Source organism: Catenulispora rubra, from assembly GCF_015356825.1.
In the GTDB taxonomy this organism is placed as follows: domain Bacteria; phylum Actinomycetota; class Actinomycetes; order Streptomycetales; family Catenulisporaceae; genus Catenulispora; species Catenulispora rubra.
The window spans coordinates 1-18,401 of the sequence record NZ_JAACYW010000240.1 but is presented as its reverse complement, the minus strand read 5'-3'; the positions used below and the strand labels follow the sequence as shown (position 1 = coordinate 18,401).

The 18,401-nt window shown below is 70.0% G+C and carries 16 protein-coding genes and 1 pseudogene; 15 read left to right on the top strand and 2 right to left on the bottom strand.

Annotated features, from left to right (window positions below):
- From GWK61_RS41035 to GWK61_RS40995, 9 genes and pseudogenes are all read left to right on the top strand, one after another.
- Positions 1-1,064: pseudogene (locus GWK61_RS41035) on the top strand (PT domain-containing protein); the annotation flags it as partial.
- 140 nt (positions 1,065-1,204) lie between these two features.
- Positions 1,205-2,194, top strand: a complete 990-nt coding sequence (locus GWK61_RS41030) for an STM4015 family protein (RefSeq protein ID WP_194917130.1) — start codon at positions 1,205-1,207, stop codon at positions 2,192-2,194.
- Positions 2,195-2,200: 6 nt separating this feature from the next.
- Positions 2,201-3,076, top strand: a complete 876-nt coding sequence (locus tag GWK61_RS41025; RefSeq protein WP_194917129.1) for an STM4015 family protein — start codon at positions 2,201-2,203, stop codon at positions 3,074-3,076.
- A 2-nt stretch (positions 3,077-3,078) separates the two neighbouring features.
- Positions 3,079-4,056, top strand: coding sequence for an STM4015 family protein (locus tag GWK61_RS41020; protein ID WP_194917133.1), 978 nt, complete (start codon positions 3,079-3,081; stop codon positions 4,054-4,056).
- Between the two features lie 2 nt (positions 4,057-4,058).
- A complete protein-coding gene (locus tag GWK61_RS41015) occupies positions 4,059-5,030 on the top strand; it encodes an STM4015 family protein (protein ID WP_194917128.1) in 972 nt (323 codons plus the stop codon).
- Between the two features lie 224 nt (positions 5,031-5,254).
- Complete coding sequence (locus GWK61_RS41010) at positions 5,255-6,331, top strand: STM4014 family protein (protein ID WP_369125652.1); 1,077 nt, start codon at positions 5,255-5,257, stop codon at positions 6,329-6,331.
- Positions 6,332-6,339: 8 nt separating this feature from the next.
- Positions 6,340-7,149, top strand: coding sequence for an STM4013/SEN3800 family hydrolase (locus GWK61_RS41005; RefSeq protein WP_194917126.1), 810 nt, complete (start codon positions 6,340-6,342; stop codon positions 7,147-7,149).
- On the top strand, positions 7,149-8,450 hold the full coding sequence (locus tag GWK61_RS41000; protein WP_194917125.1) for an STM4012 family radical SAM protein: 1,302 nt from the start codon (positions 7,149-7,151) through the stop codon (positions 8,448-8,450). Before GWK61_RS41005 ends, GWK61_RS41000 begins: the two co-directional genes overlap by 1 nt.
- Positions 8,451-8,457: 7 nt before the next feature.
- Complete coding sequence (locus tag GWK61_RS40995) at positions 8,458-9,393, top strand: STM4011 family radical SAM protein (protein ID WP_194917124.1); 936 nt, start codon at positions 8,458-8,460, stop codon at positions 9,391-9,393.
- On the opposite strand, the gene GWK61_RS40990 is transcribed toward GWK61_RS40995, so the two are convergent.
- Together GWK61_RS40990 and GWK61_RS40985 are read right to left on the bottom strand one after the other, a co-directional pair.
- The gene (locus GWK61_RS40990; RefSeq protein WP_228563774.1) at positions 9,356-10,441 is read right to left on the bottom strand and encodes a DUF6745 domain-containing protein; all 1,086 of its coding nucleotides are present in this window, start codon (positions 10,439-10,441) and stop codon (positions 9,356-9,358) included. The two genes, GWK61_RS40995 and GWK61_RS40990, sit on opposite strands and share 38 nt — an antisense overlap.
- Positions 10,441-10,785, bottom strand: coding sequence for a DUF8820 family protein (locus GWK61_RS40985; RefSeq protein ID WP_194917123.1), 345 nt, complete (start codon positions 10,783-10,785; stop codon positions 10,441-10,443). The genes GWK61_RS40990 and GWK61_RS40985 overlap by 1 nt, the downstream gene beginning before the upstream one ends.
- Positions 10,786-11,235: 450 nt before the next feature.
- On the opposite strand from GWK61_RS40985, the gene GWK61_RS40980 reads away from it, so the two are divergent.
- From GWK61_RS40980 to GWK61_RS40955, 6 genes are all read left to right on the top strand, one after another.
- On the top strand, positions 11,236-12,201 hold the full coding sequence (locus GWK61_RS40980; protein ID WP_194917122.1) for an ROK family protein: 966 nt from the start codon (positions 11,236-11,238) through the stop codon (positions 12,199-12,201).
- Between the two features lie 169 nt (positions 12,202-12,370).
- Positions 12,371-14,095, top strand: coding sequence for an ABC transporter substrate-binding protein (locus GWK61_RS40975; RefSeq protein WP_194917121.1), 1,725 nt, complete (start codon positions 12,371-12,373; stop codon positions 14,093-14,095).
- A gap of 121 nt (positions 14,096-14,216) precedes the next feature.
- Positions 14,217-15,203 carry an ABC transporter permease gene (locus GWK61_RS40970; RefSeq protein WP_194917120.1) on the top strand — a complete coding sequence of 329 codons (987 nt, stop codon included), beginning with the start codon at positions 14,217-14,219 and terminating at the stop codon, positions 15,201-15,203.
- Between the two features lie 7 nt (positions 15,204-15,210).
- Positions 15,211-16,221 carry an ABC transporter permease gene (locus tag GWK61_RS40965; protein ID WP_194917119.1) on the top strand — a complete coding sequence of 337 codons (1,011 nt, stop codon included), beginning with the start codon at positions 15,211-15,213 and terminating at the stop codon, positions 16,219-16,221.
- Complete coding sequence (locus tag GWK61_RS40960) at positions 16,214-17,242, top strand: ABC transporter ATP-binding protein (protein ID WP_194917118.1); 1,029 nt, start codon at positions 16,214-16,216, stop codon at positions 17,240-17,242. The genes GWK61_RS40965 and GWK61_RS40960 overlap by 8 nt, the downstream gene beginning before the upstream one ends.
- Positions 17,239-18,303, top strand: a complete 1,065-nt coding sequence (locus tag GWK61_RS40955; protein ID WP_323747986.1) for an oligopeptide/dipeptide ABC transporter ATP-binding protein — start codon at positions 17,239-17,241, stop codon at positions 18,301-18,303. The genes GWK61_RS40960 and GWK61_RS40955 overlap by 4 nt, the downstream gene beginning before the upstream one ends.
- Positions 18,304-18,401: the final 98 nt, after the last annotated feature.

Below are 18,401 nucleotides of genomic sequence, written 5' to 3'. Positions count from 1 at the left end.
ATGCAGCTGGTAGCGCGGCGGGTGCAGTCGGGGCAGCGGCAGGCGCGGCACATGCGGCGGGTGCGGCCGGAGCAGCAGGAGTCGGCGCGGCCGGAGTCGGCGCCGCAGGAACCACAGGCGCAGGCATCGGCCACGCCGCCACCCACGCCGCCACCCACGCCGCCACCCAAGCCGCCGCCCACGGCGCCGCAGCCCAAGCCTTCGGCGGCGCGGCCTCCGCGCACGGCGCCGCCGCGCAGGCCTTCGGCGAAGTCGGCCACGCCGTCGTCGGCCACGCCGCGATCCACGGCTCGACCTCCGCCGGCCAATTCATCGGCGGCGCGGCCGGGCAGGCCGCGCACTCCGGCCTCGGCCAGGCGCCGCAGGCGGTCCAGCACACCCGGCGGGTCGCGCGCTGGACCCGGCGCGGCAGCAAGCTCCTGCACGGCAAGGCGCTCGTGGCCACCGTCGCGACCGTCACCGTGGCAGCGGCCGGGACCGGGGTCGTGGTGGCGACGTCCGGGAGCACCGATGCGAAGACCGCGGTGGCACAGGCGGAGGAGACCGCGCTGCACGCCTACGGACGAGGCGACTTCGCGGCGATGTGCGGCGAGATGAGTGCCACCGTGCTGAAGATGTACTCCGGCGCGCAGGGCTGTCCGAAGCTCATGGCGAGTGCCAACGGCTTCGTGACGTCCGTCGGCGCCTCGCTCGCCGACCAGCGCAAGGCCGCCGCCGCCGCGACCGTGGACGCCTCGCAGGTCACCGTCGACGGCGACACTGCCACCGTTCCCGCCTCGGCCGTGCACATGAAGCTCTCCAACATCACCGTCCTGGGCCAGAGCATCCAGTTCCACATCAACGACGTCACGTGGGTCAAGGAGAACGGCCAGTGGAAGATCGGCGTGCCCAAGAACCTGCCCAGCGTTCTGCCGACGCAGCTGTTCTCCGGCGGCGTCATCCCGACGGACCTGTTCCCGACCGCGCTGCCCTCGGGCTTTCCCACGGACTTCCCCACCAGCTTCCCGACTGACTTCCCCACAGCCCTGCTGACAGACTTGCCGACAGCCCTGCCCACAGGCTGACCGCGCGATCACCGACGGCGGCGGCCCCCGGACCTGTCCGTCCGGTTGCCGGACGCCGAATTCGAGTGGCGCCCCGCGATCCGGTCGGCGGCGGCTGGTAGAAAGGCTCGCATCGAAGCCAGCCATCGGGAGGGGTCCACGTGATCGACAGCGAGTGTGACGCGCTGGTGCGGTGGGGCGGGCTGCCCGTCCGCACCGTGCCCGGCAAGGGTTTCGAGGAGATGGCCGACTGGCCCGGCGACGTGGAGCTCCCGGCCGAGGCCGAGGTCGGGGCGTCGGCGTGGTGTGTCGCGGTCTCCGGGTTCGAAGGTATCGCCTACACCGAACTCTTCGACGCTTTCCTGCGCGACGTCGACACCACCGGCATCAGCGCGTTCCTCATCGGCAGCTGGGTCACCAGCGACGGGATGGACCTCACCGCGGCCGACGCGTTCGCGCCGCTGATCGCCGCCGCCGACCGGTTCCCGAACCTGCGGCACCTGTTCGTCGCCGACATCGAGTCCTGGCAGTGGGAGATCTCCTGGATCAAGCAGTGCGACCTGACGCCGCTGCTGCGCGCCTTCCCGAATCTGCGGACGTTCGGCGTGCGGGGCAGCGATGACCTGGGGTGGGAGCAGCGCGCGTACCCCGAACTCAGGGAGCTGACGTTCCAGACCGGCGGCCTGCCGCCGGAGGTGGTGCGCGCCGTCGGCGGATCGGACTTCCCGCGGCTGACCGACCTGGAAATGTACCTCGGCACCGAGGAGTACTTCGGCGGCTCGGAAGCCCGCGACCTCGACGACCTCCTGGCCGGCACCGGCTTCCCCGAGCTGCGCTACCTCGGCCTGCGCAACGCCGAGAACGCCGACGAGATCGCGGCCGCCGTCGCGCACGCCCCGATCGTGGCCCGCCTGGAGGTCCTGGACCTGTCGCTGGGCGCCCTCGGCGACGAGGGCGCGGCCGCGCTGCTGGCCGGACAGCCGCTGACCCACCTGAAGAAGCTGGACCTGCACCACCACTTCATCTCCGAGCCGATGCAGGAGCGGCTGCGCGAGGCGCTGCCCGGGGTGGAGGTGGACCTGTCGGAGCCGCAGGAACCGGACGACTGGGACGACGACGTGGAGCACCGGTTCGTCTCCGTGGCCGAGTAGCCGGACGTGGGATCCGCCTGGCGGATTGCGTGCCGCGAAGAGGACGCGGGTGCGCCGCTGCCCGAGTTCGAGGAGGTCTTCGAGCGCTTCCTCGACACGGTGGACACGACGCGGGTGACAGAGCTGGTCTTCGGCCGTTGGGGCGAGGACGACTTCGCCGACGACCACCACCCGGCCCGGTCGCTGGTCGCGGCGGCGGACCGGTTCCCGGCGCTGCGCTCGGTGTTCTTCGGCGACGTCGGCGACGACCCCCACGACGACCTCGTGTATGTCGAGCACAGTGATCTCACGCCGGTCCTGCGGGCGTTTCCGGGGCTGGAAGAGCTCCGGGTCCGCGGGATGCCGGACCTGTCGCAGAAGCCGGTCCGCTATTTCGAGTCGCTGCGGCACACCGGGCTGCGTCGGCTGGTGCTGGAATCCGGCGGGCTCCATCCCGACGTCGTCCGGGCGATCAGCGCGTGTGACTTCCCGGAGCTGCGGCACCTGGAGCTGCACCTGGGGGACCCCGACTGGTGCGGCTGGACGAAGCCGCAGGACTTCGCCTGGCTCCTGGCCGGACAGACCTTCCCGAAGCTCGACCATCTGGGCCTGCGCAGCTCGGTGATCCAGGACGAGATCGCGGCGGCCGTCGCGCAGGCTCCGGTCGTGGCCGGGCTGCGGGTGCTGGACCTGTCGTTGGGCGCGCTCGGAGACGACGGCGCGGTGGCGTTGCTGAACGGCCGGCCGCTGGGCCACCTCAGCGTGCTGGACCTGCACCACCACTACATCTCCGAGCCGGTGCGAGACCGGCTGCGCGCGGCGTGGCCGGGGGTGGACGTCGACCTGTTCCGGCACCGGACGGTCGACGAATCGGGCCGCAGGTATCTGGGAATCGGAGCGTGAGCATGTCGTTCGTGGAGTATCTGGACGAGTTCGGCGGGTTGCCGGTCGTCGCGTTCGCGCCGCATCCGGACGCGCCCGCGCCGCAGGACGAGGCGAAGTCGGCGTGGCGGATCGACTGCTACTACGACGACGTATACGGGGACTGGGACTCCGACTGGTTCTCCTTCGAGGAGATCTGGGAGCGGTTCCTCACGCGGGCCGACACGTCCCAGGTGACGGCGCTGACCATCGGGATGTGGGCCGACTACATCGACGCGGCGGCCTACTACCCGGTGGCCGAGATCGTGGCGGCCAGCGCGGGACGGCTTCCGGCGCTGCGCTCGCTGTTCCTCGGCGACATCTTCGAAGGTGGCGGCGGCGGTTCGGACACCGCTTACATCGAGCACCTCGACCTCACTCCCATCCTGCGCGCGTATCCGGCGCTGGAGGAACTTTGGGTGCGGGGCCGGCCGTGCTGGGACGGCTCGCCGCATTTCGAGCCGCTACAGCACAGTGCCCTGCGACGGCTGGTCTTCGAGTCCGGCGGCCTGCCTGCGGCGGCGATGAGGGCGGTCGGCGAGTGCGACTTCCCGGCGTTGCAACACCTTGAGTTCTACTTCGGCGAGCCCAACTACGGCGGCGACGCGACTCCGGCGGACGTCGAATGGCTGCTCGGCGGCGGGCACTTCCCGAACCTGACGCATCTGGGCCTGCGCGACTCGGTGATCCAGGACGCGATCGCGGCCGAGGCGGCCCACGCGCCGATCGTCTCCCGGCTGAAGACGCTGGACCTGTCCCTGGGCATGTTGGGCGACGAGGGCGCGGCGGCGCTGCTCGCCGGCCAGCCGCTGGGGCACCTTGAGAAGCTGGACCTGCACCACCACTTCGTCTCCAAGGCGATGCAAGACCGGCTGCGGACCGCGTGGCCGGGTGTCGATGTCGACATTTCCGACGCCCTGACCGACGACACAGGACACCGCTACATAGCGGTGGCGGAGTGATCATGGCCTTCTACCACCACCTGACCGAGTTCGCCGGCCGGCCGGTCGTCGACTTCCCCGCCGACCCGGCGCTGCCGCTGCCGGCCGCGGCCGCCGATCCCGGCAGCGTGGCGTGGCGCCTCGACTGCAACAAGGACGGCGAGTACTTCGACCGGGACTTCCCCGAGCTGCTCGCGGCGTTCCTGGACCGGGTGCCGAGTGCGGGGGTCGAGGCGCTGGTCACCGGCCAGTGGCTGGAGTGGGGCGAGGACGACTGCACGGTCGCCGACGACCTGGTCGCGGTTGCCGACCGGCTGCCGGGGCTGCGGGCGCTGTTCGTCAACGACCTGGTCGACGGGCAGAGCCAGCCGTCGTGGATCTACGTGCCGGACCTCGGCCCGGTGCTGGAGGCGTTCCCGAACCTGGCCGAACTCTGGGTCCGCGGCACGCCGGAGGGCAGGGCCCGGGCCGAAGGCCCCGATCCGCTGATCGCACCGCTGAAGCACTCCGGCCTGCGCACCCTGGTGCTCCAGTCCGGCGGCCTGCCCGCCGGCACGATCCGCGCCCTGGCCGAATGCGACCTCCCCGAGCTGACGCACCTGGAGATCTTCCTCGGCGACCCCCTCTACGGCGGCGACGCGACCCTCGAAGACCTCGCCCCGCTCCTCGAAGCGGGCCGCTTCCCCCGCCTGCGCCACCTGGGCCTGCGCGACGCGCTGATCCAGGACGCCATCGCCGCCGCGGTGGCCCGGGCCCCGGTCGTGGCGCAGCTGGAGTCGCTGGACCTGTCGTTGGGGACGCTCGGCGACGAGGGGGCGGCGGCGTTGTTGGCCGGGCAGCCGCTGGGGCACCTGCGGCGGCTGGACCTCAGCCACCACTACATCTCGCCGGGGATGCGGACGCGGGTGGAGCAGGCGTGGCCGGGGGTGGAGGTCGACTTGTCGGACGGGCAGGGTTCGGGGCGGCGTCGGCGGTATATCGCGGTGGCGGAATGACGGGGGCGGGGGCCGGTTCGCACGGCGCGCGCGAGTCAGGGGACCTGCGCGACTTGGCTGGCCCGGATCGCACGCACGACCTGGCTGGTCCGGATTGCTTGCGGGGTGCGGCTGTCCCGGATGACTTGCACGGATTGGCCGGGGCGGATGGCTCGCGCGCGCTGGCTCGCGCGCGTGACCTGCGCGAATCGTGGGAGCTGGCTGGTTCAAGTGACTTGCGTGGTGTGGTTGGCCCGCACAATCCAGGGCTGCCGCTGGGCTTTGCGGTCGTCGGCAATCCTGACAACGGGCGCGTGAAGCTCTTCGCGGAAGCTGTCCGTGCGGAGGGTTTGCCTGAGCCGCGCATCGTGTCGTGGCTTGAGGTGTTGCGCGGCGAAGCCTCATTCCGCGTGGGCGAGCTGGTCCGCGTCGACTCCCCGGGCGAGGATGCCGAGGTGACCCGGCTGCTGCGCGGCGCGGACCAGCCGGTCGACATGTATCGCGCCGAGGGCACGCGTGAGTGGTATCAGGGTTTTACTGCCGCGTTGGCGGAGCTGGAGCGCAGCATCGACGATGCCGGTGCCGCGCGGCTCTTCACCACAAAGGGTGTCGCAACGGCCTTTGATAAGCGGGCCACACACGCCTTGCTGTCCGATGCGGGAGTCTCCGTGCCACCGGCCGCCGCGATCGACGGTTCCGAGTCGGCGTTCATCAAGATCCGGCACGGTTCCTCGGCGTCCGGGGTCGTGGCGCTGACCGTGCGGGGTGCGAGGCGCCGCGCCGTGACCTCGGCCGAGTTGGTGCGTACCGCGACCGGAGTCGAGCTCTACAACTCGCTGAAGGTACGCACCTACCTGCGCGACTCGGACATCGACGACGTCCTCGCCGCCCTCGCACCCGACGGTCTGCACGCCGAGCGCTGGGTCCGCAAGCTGAGCATCGCCGGCCGGGACTGCGACCTGCGCGTCGTCACCGTCGGCGGACGGGCCACGCACGCGGTCGTCCGCACCAGCGCCTCGCCGATGACGAACCTGCACCTCGGTGGGCAGCGCGGCGACCTGGCGACGTTCCAGGCGCTCGTCGGGGAGAAGCGCTGGCTGACGATCCTCAACCTCGTGGAGTCGGCGGCGGCCTGCTTCCCCGGCGTGCACTGCCTCGGGATCGACGTGCTGCCGGGCGCCGACGGGCTCGACTACATCGGCGAGGTCAACGCCTACGGCGACCTTCTGCCGAACCTCATGGGACTTCCGGGCACCCCCGGGGAAGGCGTCGGCACCTATGGCGCCCAAGTACGTTCACTGATAGGCCGCAAAACGCTATGACCCTGAACATGAACGCCGTCGTCGGGAGTCACGACCTCCTGTTCGTCACTCTCGACACCCTCCGCCACGACGTCGCCTCCGAGGAACTCGCCGCCGGCCGGCTGCCGAACCTGGCGCGCGTGCTCCCGCAAGGCTGGGAACGCCGCCACACACCGGGCTCGTTCACCTTCGCCGCGCACTCCGCGTTCTTCGCCGGCTTCCTTCCGACCCCGGACGTGCCGGGCCGCCATCCGCGCCTGTTCGCCGCACGCTTCGGCGGCAGCGAGACCACGGCGTCGGACACCTGGGTCTTCGACGAGCCGGATCTGGTCGCCGGGCTGCGCAAAGCCGGGTACCGCACGGTCTGCGTCGGCGGAGTGGGGTTCTTCAACCCGGAGAGCAGGCTCGGGCAGGTGCTGCCGGGCTACTTCGACGAGGCGCACTGGTCGGCGGCGACCGGCGTGACCGACCCGGACTCGTTCGGGAACCAGGTCGAGGTCGTAGAGCAGGTGGTCGCGTCGCAGCCGGAAGACCAGCCGCTGTTCCTGTTCGTGAACGTCCCGGCGCTGCACCAGCCGAACTGGTTCTACCTCGACGGCGCGACCAAGGAGGCCGGCGACACCCGAGCATCGCACGCGGCGGCTTTGCGTTACGTCGACACGCACATCGGCCGACTCTTCACCCTGATGGCGGCACGCCGCCCCTGCTTCACCATCGTCTGCTCCGACCACGGCACCGCCTACGGCGAAGACGGTCACGTCGGGCACCGCATCGGCCACGACGTCGTCTGGACCGTGCCCTACGCGGATTTCGTGCTGCCGAAGGGATATGTGGGCTGATGCTGGACCGTCCCTATGAGTCCTACGTGTACGCCTACCCGCACAAGACCGCGTATCGGCCGCTTGAGCCGAAGCCACTGCTGTCGGACGTCTGGCGGGACGAGGACCGCGATGCGTTGTCCTTCTATACACACGTCCCGTTCTGTGAAGTCCGTTGCGGTTTCTGCAACCTGTTCACCCGGACCGGCGCGCCCGAGACGCTGACCACCGCGTACCTGGACGCCCTGGAACGGCAGGCCATCGCGGTCCGCGCGGCGTTGGACGAATCAGGCCCCGGGCCCCGCTTCGCCAACGCGGCGATCGGCGGCGGCACGCCGACGTATCTGAACCCTGACGAGCTCTCGCGGCTGTTCGACATCGCGGAGAAGGTGATGGGAGTCGGCCTGGGGACGGTTCCGTTGTCGGTCGAGGCCTCGCCCGCCACCGCCACCCCGGACCGGCTCGCGGTCCTCGCCGAACGCGGGACCACGCGGCTCAGCCTCGGCGTGCAGAGCTTCGACGACGTCGAGGCCCGCTCGGCGGTGCGCCCCCAGAAGGCGGCGGACGTCTTCGCAGCACTGGACGCGGTTCGGGCTGCGAGCATCCCGGTCTTGAACATCGACCTGATCTACGGGATCGAAGGGCAGACCCGCGAGTCGTGGCGGGCCTCGTTGCGGACGGCGCTGCGCTGGACGCCCGAGGAGATCTACCTCTATCCGCTTTATGTCCGGCCGCTGACCGGCCTCGGCCGCCTGAACCTGAACCACGACGCAGCGTGGGACGCGCAGCGCCTGGACCTCTACCGCCACGGCCGCGACTTCCTGGTGGAGAACGGCTACGAGCAGGTGTCCATGCGGATGTTCCGCCGCCTGGACGCGCCGGTCGTCGAAGGCGGCGAGGACTACGCCTGCCAGACGGACGGCATGATCGGCCTGGGCTGCGGCGCCCGGTCCTACACCGCCTCGCTGCACTACTCCTTCGACTACGCGGTCTCGGCGTCGGAAGTGCGCGGGATCATCGACGAGTACGTCGCCACGAACGACTTCAGCCACGCCGAGGTCGGCTACCGCCTCGGCGAGGAGGAGCAGGCTCGCAGGTTCCTGATCCAGTCGTTGCTCCAGGCCGACGGCATGACGCACGCCGACGCGGACGCGCGTTTCAGCACGGAGCTGGAGATGCTGACCGCTCGCGGCTTCCTGGAGTCGGCGGAGGACGGTCGGCTGCGGCTCAGCGCCGAGGGTCTGGCCTGGTCGGATTCCGTCGGGCCGATGTTCTTCTCCGAACCGGTGCGCGAGGCGATGCGCGCCTACGAGCTGAAGTAGGGCCCTGATGGACCTGTCGATTCTCTACCGCGGCCCGCTGGCCAGCTGTGACTACGACTGCGGTTACTGCCCCTTCGCCAAGCGTCGCGATTCGCCCGAGACGTTGCGGGTCGATCGCGCGGCGTTGGAACGGTTCGTGGCGTGGGTCAGCGCGCAGACCGAAGACCGAATCAATGTTCTGTTCACGCCGTGGGGAGAAGGGCTGACGCGAAGCTGGTACCGGCGTGCCCTCGTCGAGCTCAGCCGCCTCGATCACGTCGGCGAAGTGGCGATTCAGACCAACCTGAGCTCGCGCACGGAGTGGACCGCCGACGCGGATCTCGACTCGCTCGCACTGTGGTGCACGTACCACCCCGACCAGGTTCCGTACGAGCGCTTCCTCGCGCGGTGCCACGAGCTGCGGGACGGCGGCGTCCGGTTCAGCGTGGGGATCGTCGGGCTACCCGAGCATCTGGAACCGGCTCGGCGTCTGCGGGCCGAGCTGCCGCAGGACATCTACCTGTGGGTCAACGCAGCCGAAGGCCACACCTACACCGACGACGAAGCCGAGCCCTGGGCCGAGCTCGATCCGCTGTTCCCGGTCTCTCGCTTCCCGCACCCGTCGCAGGGGCGCGCCTGCCGCGCGGGGGAGACGGTCATCTCGGTCAACGGCGACGGCGAGGTCTACCGCTGCCACTTCGTGTCGCGGACCGATCCCACCGAACGTCTCGGGAACCTGTACGACGGCTCGTATCGCAAAGCCCTGCGTCCACGACTCTGTCCCCTGACACAGTGCGACTGCCACATCGGCTACGTGCACATGCCGGAACTAGATCTTTACAACACGTTCGCCGGCGGGGTTCTGTCCCGGATCCCCGCCATCCCCGCCATCTCCGTCATTCCCGCCGGCGCCGACGCTTCGCCGGTCACGTTTGTCGGAGCGGTTGGTACTCGTCCTCGGTGAGGCCGAAGGTCCAGGCGACGCCGGCCTTCGCGGTCCGCGTGTCCGGTGGCACGCGCAGGAAGTAGATGTTGAAGGTCCCGTCCGGCTCCGGCGAGGAGTTCACCACCTCGACCATGACGATGGCCTCGTCGGAGCCCATCTCGACGCGCCAGAGCTTGCCGGCCTCGTCCTCCTGGAGCGGCGTCGCGCCGGACTCCTTCAGGAAGCGCTCCGGCGTGTAGTGCTCGACCATCATCCGGCGCAGCTCGGCGTTCTCCTCCGCGCGGATGGACTCCGGAGTGGTGGCGGCCAGGCGCCAGCCGAACTCCGGGGTCAGCAGGGTGCCGCGCCAGGAGTGCAGGGCGAAGCCGTCGGAGTAGGCCAGGGCCGGGCCGTCGCCGTGGTGCAGGCGGTCCTGGTCGTCCAGGCGCAGCGCCAGGGGGCGCTCGGTGAGGATGACGGCGTTCTCGAACGGCCACCACCAGCCCGCCGACCTTGCCATCCGGCCCAGGTCCTCGGCCATGCCCGCGGCCTCGTAGAGCGGGAGCCAGGCGGCGTCGAACTGGCCGTGGACCGCGTGGGTCAGGGCGACGCGCAGGGCGGCGCGGCGCGCGGCGTCCTCGGACCCCTCGGATCCCTCGTACTCCTCGACTCCGGTGGCGATGCGCGTGATCAGGGTGCTCATCAGCGGGGCGAGTTCGCCGCAGGTGGCCTGCCAGACCCGGCCGAACTCGCGCGGGCCGAGGCGTTCGGCGAGCTGGGCCCGGCCCCGCGACCAGGTCAGGTCCCTGACACGGTCGCGCGCCGGGGCGCCGAGGCGGTCGGCCTGCTCGACGACCAGCTTCGCGGCCTCCAGCGGGGAGCGGCACCAGATGATCTCCGGCGGCGCGGCGTCGGGGAGCGCGTCGGCGTAGAGCTTGCGGACGGTCTGCTCGGTGACCTCCCGGTCCACGGTCTCGGTGGACAGGGCGATCGCGCGCCAGGCCTCGTGCGTGGCGGCGGCGACCGCGACGATCGCGTCGGCGGTCAGGTCGGGCTGCGGGGCCTCGGTGGTCGCAGAGGTCTGCATCAGTCCGCCACCACCCGGAACGAGCGCAGGGCGCGCGGCTCGTACTCCCGCTGGCGCACCACCTTGAACCAGCCCTCGGGCAGCGGGATGGTGCCGTGCTCCTCGTGCACGACCCTGCCGCCGAGCGGCAGGAAGACGAAGGCCGGCTCGCTCTCGCTCGGGGCCGGGTAGAAGTCGCCCTCGTCGCGGGTGGCGACCAGCGCGTGCGCGTGGCCGGTGCTCTCCCCGAGCGCCAGGACCATCGACTCGCGGGGGCGGCGGTGCTTCGGTCCGGCGGTGCGGACGTCCTCCGGTACGGCGTTCTCCGTGACCGGCACGATGAGCACGTCTCCTTGGCGGTACACGGCCCCTCCTTCTTCCGTGGCTCCAGTGGCTCCAGTAGCAACGGGCTTCACGCTAGAGGGGGGTACTGACAGGGAGGCAATTAGTGGAGTGGCGCTTGCGCCTCCTACTTCTTCGACGTGGCGACCGGGATCAACACGGCGTCGGCGACCGGGCCTGAGGCTGTAGTACCGGAGCCCAAGCACATGTGAGCAGCCGACAGGCGTGGCGTCCCCCTGGTCCGGGGACGTCACGTTTTTCACGCCCCGCACCGTCCGAAATATCACCGGACGCGCACCTCGTGCCCATCACGGCGTTGCCGAAAGGTTACCCGCCCGGGTGCTCGGACCCCTTCCGTCGCGACAATATTTAGTTTACTTTACTGACGAACTCGCACGGCGCTTCATCCCCGCTTCACCCCTGCTGCATCCAGGCCCCACCCGCAAGGCATGACATCCCTCCGAGGAGGACGCTTGCTTCCGCCCGTTGTGCTGGGAATCGACTTCGGCGGCACCAAGACCGCGATGGCGGTCGCCGAGCCCACGCCCGGCCCCCGCCTCGGGGCGTCCACGGTCCCGACCCACGCCGCCGACGGCGGCCGGGCCTCGCTCGGCCGGGGCCTGCGGGCCGCGCGGGCGCTGCTGGACCGGGTCGCGCCCGGACGGGAGCCGCTCGCGGTCGGCGTGTCGACGATCGGGATACCCAGGGAGTCCGGGGTCGATCTCGCGCCGAACATCCCGGGGTGGGCCGACCTGGCGCTGGCCAAGGAGATCCAGGCGGCCTTCCCGGCCTCCGAGATCCGGGTCGAGACCGACGTCAAAGCCGCCACCCGGGTCGAGGCCGTCGAAGGCGCGCTGAAGGACGCCGACCCCGGCCTCTATCTGAACCTCGGTACCGGCCTGGCCGTCGGCATCGTCACCAAGGGCGAGGTCATCGCGGGGCGCAACGGTGCCGCCGGGGAGATCGGCTACAACCTGCGCGCGCTCCGCGACGTCGGGCTGGCCACCGGGCAGCGCTCCATTCTGGAGGACCAGGTGAGCGGCATCGGGCTGCTGGCCCGGGCCCGGGAGATCCAGCCGGACGCCACCGGGGCCAAGGACCTGTTCGCCGCGGCGAGCCAGGATCCGCGGGCCGCCGAGATCCTCCGGGAGTTCACCGAGGAGCTGGCGTTCCACCTGGTGAACCTGGCCATCGCCGTGGATCCGGCGCGCATCGCGGTCGGCGGCGGGATGGTCCGCTCCTGGCCGGTGCTCTACGCCCCCCTGCGCCGCGCGCTCGACGCCGCGGTGCCCTTCCCTCCGGAGCTGGTGCAGGCCGCGTTCCCGTTCGACGCACCGCTGGCCGGCGCCCTGACCCTGGCCCGAGCCGCGGCCCGGGAGGCGGTCCCGGCCCTCGCCCAGCTCGCGGCCGAAACCTCCACGACCTCAAAAGCCCCCTGATGACATCCGTCCGTTCCCTCTGTGACGATCAGGGACTTCGCACCACCGGCAGTACCGCACAAGGCACCACAGCACCAGGCACCACCGCACCACAACCGACAAAAGCAAGGCACCACACCGAGAAATCAACCACGGGCGCCACATCCCGCGACAGGAAAGGAACCCCAGCATGAGGCGTAGCAAGTCGTCACTGCTAGCGGTCGCCGTCTCCATAGGCCTGGCGGCCTCCGCGTGCTCCAGCACCAAGCACACCTCGGACTCCGCCGGGGGCGGGTCCACCTCGGCGTCCAGCGCCGGCGGCTCGTCCACGGGGGCCCAGACCTACAAGCAGGGCGGGACGCTCACCATCTCCAACGAGCAGGGCCAGACCTGGCCGTGCTCGTTCAACCCGTACAACTCGACCTTCAACCTGGAATCCCTCGGCTTCATCTACGAGCCGCTCATCTACACCAACATCCTGCAGGACGCCAAGGAGACGCCCATGCTGGCGTCCGGTTACCAGTGGAACGCCGACAAGACGAAGATCACCTTCACCATCCGGGACGGGGTGAAGTGGAGCGACGGCCAGCCGCTGACCGCCGACGACGTGGCGTACACGTACACCCTGATGAAGCAGACCCCGGCGCTGGACAACTACTCGCTGTGGTCCGCGGCCGGCCTGACCGACGTCACCGCCACCGGCAACCAGGTCTCGATGACCTTCAAGCAGAACGCGCAGGTGTACTTCTACACCTTCGCCACGCTGGTCGGGATCATCCCCAAGCACATCTGGTCCACCGGCGACGCCGCGGCGCACCCGGACACCTGGACCGACCCGAACCCGATCGGCTCGGGTCCGTACACGGTCAAGTGCACGCCGAACAACATGGAGTACACGGCCAACCCGAACTTCTGGCAGCCCGGCAAGCCCTACGTGTCCAAGCTGGAGTACCCGGCCTACCTGGACAACGGACCGGCGAACCAGGACCTGGCCAGCGGCAAGGCGCAGTGGGGCTCGCAGTTCATCACCGGCATCAAGTCGTTCTACCTGAGCAAGTCCTCGGACAACCACACCTGGTCCCCGCCGGTGCTGAACGTCGCGGTCATCCCGAACCTGGACCCCTCGCACAAGGCCACCAGCCAGCTCGGCGTCCGCCAGGCCATCGCCTACGCGATCGACAAGGCCAAGGTCTCGGCGATCGGTGAGGACGGCCAGCAGCCGCCCGGGAACCAGACCGGCGTGGTCACCCCGACCTTCGACAAGTACAACGACGCCGCGGCGATCGCCACGGCCGGGTTCGACAAGCCGGACATGACGAAGGCCACGGCGGCGCTGGCGACCGCCGGGTACAGCCCGAGCAACCCGCTGAACCTGACCATCATCTCGATCCAGGGCTACACCGACTGGGACGCCTCGATCGCGATCATCAAGGACGAGTTGAAGCCGCTGGGCATCAACATCACCGAGAGCTCGTTGACCAACCAGACGTACTACGACAAGCTCTACAAGGGCGACTTCGACCTGGCCTACGGCTCCCAGCCGTCCGCCGGCCCGTCCCCCTACACCGAACTGCGCGCGTGGCTGCACTCGGCCAACACCGCGCCGATCGGGCAGAGCGCCTCGGCGGGCAACTTCGAGCGCTACAAGAACAGCGCGGTCGACACCCTGCTCGACCAGTACGCCACCGCGAGTTCCGCCGACCAGCAGGTCTCGGTGATCAAGCAGGTGAGCTCGCACGTGCTCCAGGACCTGCCGTTCATCCCGGTGACGGAGTCCGCGGACTGGTTCCAGTACAACACCAAGAACTTCGGTGGCTGGCCGACGTCGGACAACCCGTACGCGCAGCCCGCGGCGTACAACTACCCGGACAACGAGCAGGTGCTGCTGCACCTGTACTACAAGCCGGCGCAGTAACCGGCAATCGCGAGACCGACCCGCGCCGAGCGGGGACCGCAGGCGGCGTCCGGAGCCGTACCCCCGGACGCCGCCCGCCGCGCCACCTCGCCGTCGCCGCCAGTAACGAAAGGACAGAGGGTTGAGATATCTTCTGCGCCGAGTAGGGTTCTTCCTTCTCACCCTCTGGGCCGCCCTCACGCTGAACTTCTTCCTGCCGCACTTCATGCCGGGCAGCCCCATCAACACCCTGCGAGCCCAGACCAAGGGCCGGGTCTCCGACGCGCAGCTGACGGAGATCCTGACCTCGTTCGGCTACCGGCCGCACGAGAACATCGTCCAGCAGTACTTCAACTACCTGGGCAACATGGTCACCGGCAACTGGGGCGTGTCCCTGGGCAGCTCGCTGGGCACGCCGGTGTCGAAGCTGATCGGTGAGGCCCTGCCGTGGACGCTGGGCCTGGTCGGCATCACCACGGTGCTGGCGTTCCTGCTCGGCTCGCTGGTCGGCACCATCGCCGCGTGGCGCCGCGGCGGCGTCGTGGACTCGGTGCTGCCCTCGGTCTTCGTGGTCACCAGCGCGCTGCCGTACTTCGTCGTCGGGCTGTTCCTGATCCTGTTCATGACCGTCGACAACACCTGGCTGCCGTCCTCCGGCAACTACGACACCTCGATCGTCCCGGGCTTCTCGCCCGGCTTCATCGGCAGCGTCATGAAGTACGCGGCCCTGCCCGCGCTGACCCTGCTGATCACCTCGATCGGCGGCTGGGTGCTGACCATGCGGAACAACATGATCACCACGCTGGCCGAGGACTACATCCGGATGGGCCGGGCCAAGGGCCTGTCCGACCGCAAGGTGATGCTGAACTACGCCGCGCGCAACGCCTTCCTGCCCAACCTGTCCGGGTTCGCGATGTCGATCGGCTTCGTGCTCACCGGCGCGATCCTGGTCGAGAAGATCTTCAACTACCCGGGTCTGGGCTACCAGCTCTACAACGCGGTCCAGAGCATCGACTACCCGATGATGCAGACCCTGTTCATGTTGTTCACGGTGGCGGTGCTCGGCGCCCTGTTGATCTGCGACCTGGTCACCGTGTGGCTGGACCCGCGTACCCGGGCGAAGGGGTGAGGAGCGTATGACGACCCTGACATCAGCGGACTCCGCGGCCGGCCCCGAGGCCCCGGTCGGCCCGCCGACCGCCGGCCGGCGCCGCTCGCGCGCCAGCGTCTGGCGCGCGTTCCTGAGCAACCGCAAGGCCAACGTCGGCTTCGGCATGTTCTTCGTGCTCCTGGTGATGGCGGTCTTCCCGTCGCTGTTCACCTCGGTGTCCGACCCGACCGCGCCGGCCAAGTTCACGCCGCGCCTGACGCCGTCCGGCGCGCACTGGTTCGGCACCACCTCGCTCGGCCAGGACATCTGGGCGCTGTTCGTCTACGGCTCCCGCGAACCCCTGATCATCGCGGTGGTGGCCGGCGGTCTGGCGACCATCGTCTCGGTGCTGGTCGGCGTCTCCGCGGCCTACCTCGGCGGCATCCCCGACGACGTCATCTCCTTCATCACCAACGTGGTCCTGGTCATCCCGACCTTCCCGCTGGTGATCGTGCTCTCCGCCTACGCCGGCAAGCCGACCCTGACGATCATGGTCGCGGTCCTGGTGGTCACCGGATGGTCCTACGGCGCAAACCAGATGCGCGCCCAGGCCCTCTCGCTGCGCAACCGGGACTTCCTGGAATCGGCACGCGTGCGCGGCGAGCGGCGCTCCTACATCATCATCTTCGAGATGCTGCCGACGATGATCTCCCTGATCATCGCCAACTTCCTCGGCGCCGCCCTGTACTCCGTGCTCGCCGCGGCCGGCCTGCAGTTCCTGGGCCTGGGCGACCCGAACTCCGACAGCTGGGGCACCATGCTCTACTGGGCCGACTCCCAGTCCGCGCTGGAGTCCGGCACCGCGTGGTGGGCCGTCCTGCCGGCCATCGGCATCGCCGTCCTCGGCGTCGCCTTCGCCCTGATGAACTACGCCTTCGACGAGATCAGCAACCCGGCCCTGCGCCCCGTGCGCAGGCAGCGGGTCAAGAAGCTCGGGACGCGGCGGCGTCCCGCGCACGCCCCCGCGACCGTCCGCGGAGGTGCTGGAAATGAGTGAGCCGATGCTGCAACCGTTGAGTGTGCTGGATTCCGACCGGGACGCCCTGCTCCGGGTCACCGACCTGAGGGTGGAGTACGCCACGTCGAGCGGCCCGGTCGAGGCCGTGGCCGGGGTGAGCCTGAGCCTGGCCAAGGGCGAGTTCCTGGGCGTGGTCGGCGAGTCCGGCTGCGGGAAGTCCACGATGCTGTTCGCCATCGCCCAACTGCTCAACCCGCCGGCCTCGGTGGCCGGCGGCGAGGTGTGGTTCAAGGGCGAGAACCTGGTGGCGATGACCGCCAAGTCGCTGAACACCCTGCGCTGGCGCGACTTCTCGGTCGTGATGCAGAGCGCGATGAACGCGCTGAACCCGGTGCACAGCATCGGCCGGCAGTTCAAGGACGCGATCAAGGCGCACGCCAAGTGGTCGGACACCCAGATCCGGGTCCGCTCGGCCGAGGTGCTGGAGCTGGTCGGCATCGACCCGGTGCACCTGAAGTCGTTCCCGCACCAGCTCTCCGGCGGCATGCGGCAGCGCGCGATGATCGCGATGGCGCTGCTGTTCACGCCGGACCTGATCGTCATGGACGAGCCGACCTCCGCGCTGGACGTGGTGGCGCAGCGCTCGCTGATGGCGCAGATCAAGGAGCTGCAGAAGCAGCTCGGCTTCGCGGTGATCTTCGTGACCCACGACATGTCGCTGGTCAGCCACTTCTCCGACCGGCTGATGGTGATGTACGCGGGCCAGGTCGTGGAGCTCGGCGACACCCGCGCCGTCTTCGACCAGTCGGCGCACCCCTACAGCAAGGGGCTGCTGGACGCGTTCCCGTCGATCCGCGGCGAGAAGAAGCGTCTGACCGGCATCCCCGGCGCGCCGCCGAACCTGGCGAAGCCGCCGTCGGGCTGCCGGTTCCACCCGCGCTGCCCGGTGGCGATGGACCGCTGCAAGGTGGACGAGCCGGAGCTGTACACCGTCGGGCCCGCGCAGGCGCGGTGCCTGCTGCACGAGCCGGCGGCCGTGAGCGTGGAGGTCGAGTCGTGAGCGAGTACACGAGCGGGAACCCGGGTGGGAACCGGAGTGGGAACCCGAATGGGAACCCGAGCGGGAACACCACTCTGCTGGAGACGAAGGACCTGACGCGCCACTTCCGGATCGGCGGCGGCTTCTCCCGCAACAACCTGCACGCCGTCGACCAGGTGAACCTGACCATCAACCGGCGCGAGATCGTGGCGCTGGTCGGGGAGTCCGGCAGCGGCAAGTCGACCATCGCGCGGCTGCTCGCGCAGGTCTACGAGCCGACCTCCGGCGAGATCCTGTTCGAGGGTAAGCCGCTGAGCTCGATGCACGGCCGCAAGGCGCAGCTGGGCTACCGCAGCGACGTGCCGATGGTGTTCCAGGACCCGTTCGCCTCGCTGAACCCGGCCTACCGCGTCTCCCACGGCATCACCCGCGGGCTGAAGCTGCACCGGACCGAGCTGTCGGCGGCGCAGCGGGACCGGGAGGCCGAGCGCGTGGTCGAGGCGGTCGGGCTGAACCCGGCCGCGGAGATCCTGCAGCGGTATCCGTACGAGCTGTCCGGCGGCCAGCGCCAGCGCATCGGCTTCGCCCAGGCGCTGGCCTACCGGCCGAAGCTGATCCTGGCCGACGAGCCGGTGTCGATGCTGGACGTCTCGATCCGCATCGGCCTGCTGAACGTGATGGCGGACCTGCGCGAGACCGAGGGCGTGTCGTTCCTCTACATCACGCACGACATCGCCAGCGCGCGCTACGTCAGCGACCGCGTGATGGTGATGTACGGCGGCCACATCGTGGAGGCCGGCCCGACCGAGTCGCTGCTCCAGGAGCCCAAGCACCCGTACACGCAGCTGCTGCTGTCGGCGGTGCCGGACCCGCGCGCGCCGCTGTCGGTGAGCGCCGAGACGGCGAAGGCCGAGCCGCCGAAGGTGATCAACCCCAAGCCCGGCTGCCGGTTCCGGGACCGGTGCCCGCTGGCGGAGGCCATCTGCCACGAGAAGACGCCGACGCTGGTGGAGCTCGCGCCGAACCACGAGGCCGCGTGCCACGTGGCGCAGCGCGCGACGGCGGGGGTCGCCGCCGGGTAGACCGGTCGGCGCGCCGTCGTGGGACGACCCCGGCTGTACGGGCTCTTGTGGGGAGAGGCTGTGCGGCCGGGGTTTTGCCGCGCGGGCGGGGTTTTGCC

Coding starts and splice junctions, on each gene's coding strand:
- GWK61_RS41020 (WP_194917133.1), top strand. CDS start 3,079: ATGTCGTTCGTGGAGTATCTGGACGAGTTCGGCGGGTTGCCGGTCGTC.
- GWK61_RS41015 (WP_194917128.1), top strand. CDS start 4,059: ATGGCCTTCTACCACCACCTGACCGAGTTCGCCGGCCGGCCGGTCGTC.
- GWK61_RS41005 (WP_194917126.1), top strand. CDS start 6,340: ATGAACGCCGTCGTCGGGAGTCACGACCTCCTGTTCGTCACTCTCGAC.
- GWK61_RS41000 (WP_194917125.1), top strand. CDS start 7,149: ATGCTGGACCGTCCCTATGAGTCCTACGTGTACGCCTACCCGCACAAG.
- GWK61_RS40995 (WP_194917124.1), top strand. CDS start 8,458: ATGGACCTGTCGATTCTCTACCGCGGCCCGCTGGCCAGCTGTGACTAC.
- GWK61_RS40990 (WP_228563774.1), bottom strand. CDS start 10,441: ATGCAGACCTCTGCGACCACCGAGGCCCCGCAGCCCGACCTGACCGCC.
- GWK61_RS40975 (WP_194917121.1), top strand. CDS start 12,371: ATGAGGCGTAGCAAGTCGTCACTGCTAGCGGTCGCCGTCTCCATAGGC.
- GWK61_RS40965 (WP_194917119.1), top strand. CDS start 15,211: ATGACGACCCTGACATCAGCGGACTCCGCGGCCGGCCCCGAGGCCCCG.
- GWK61_RS40960 (WP_194917118.1), top strand. CDS start 16,214: ATGAGTGAGCCGATGCTGCAACCGTTGAGTGTGCTGGATTCCGACCGG.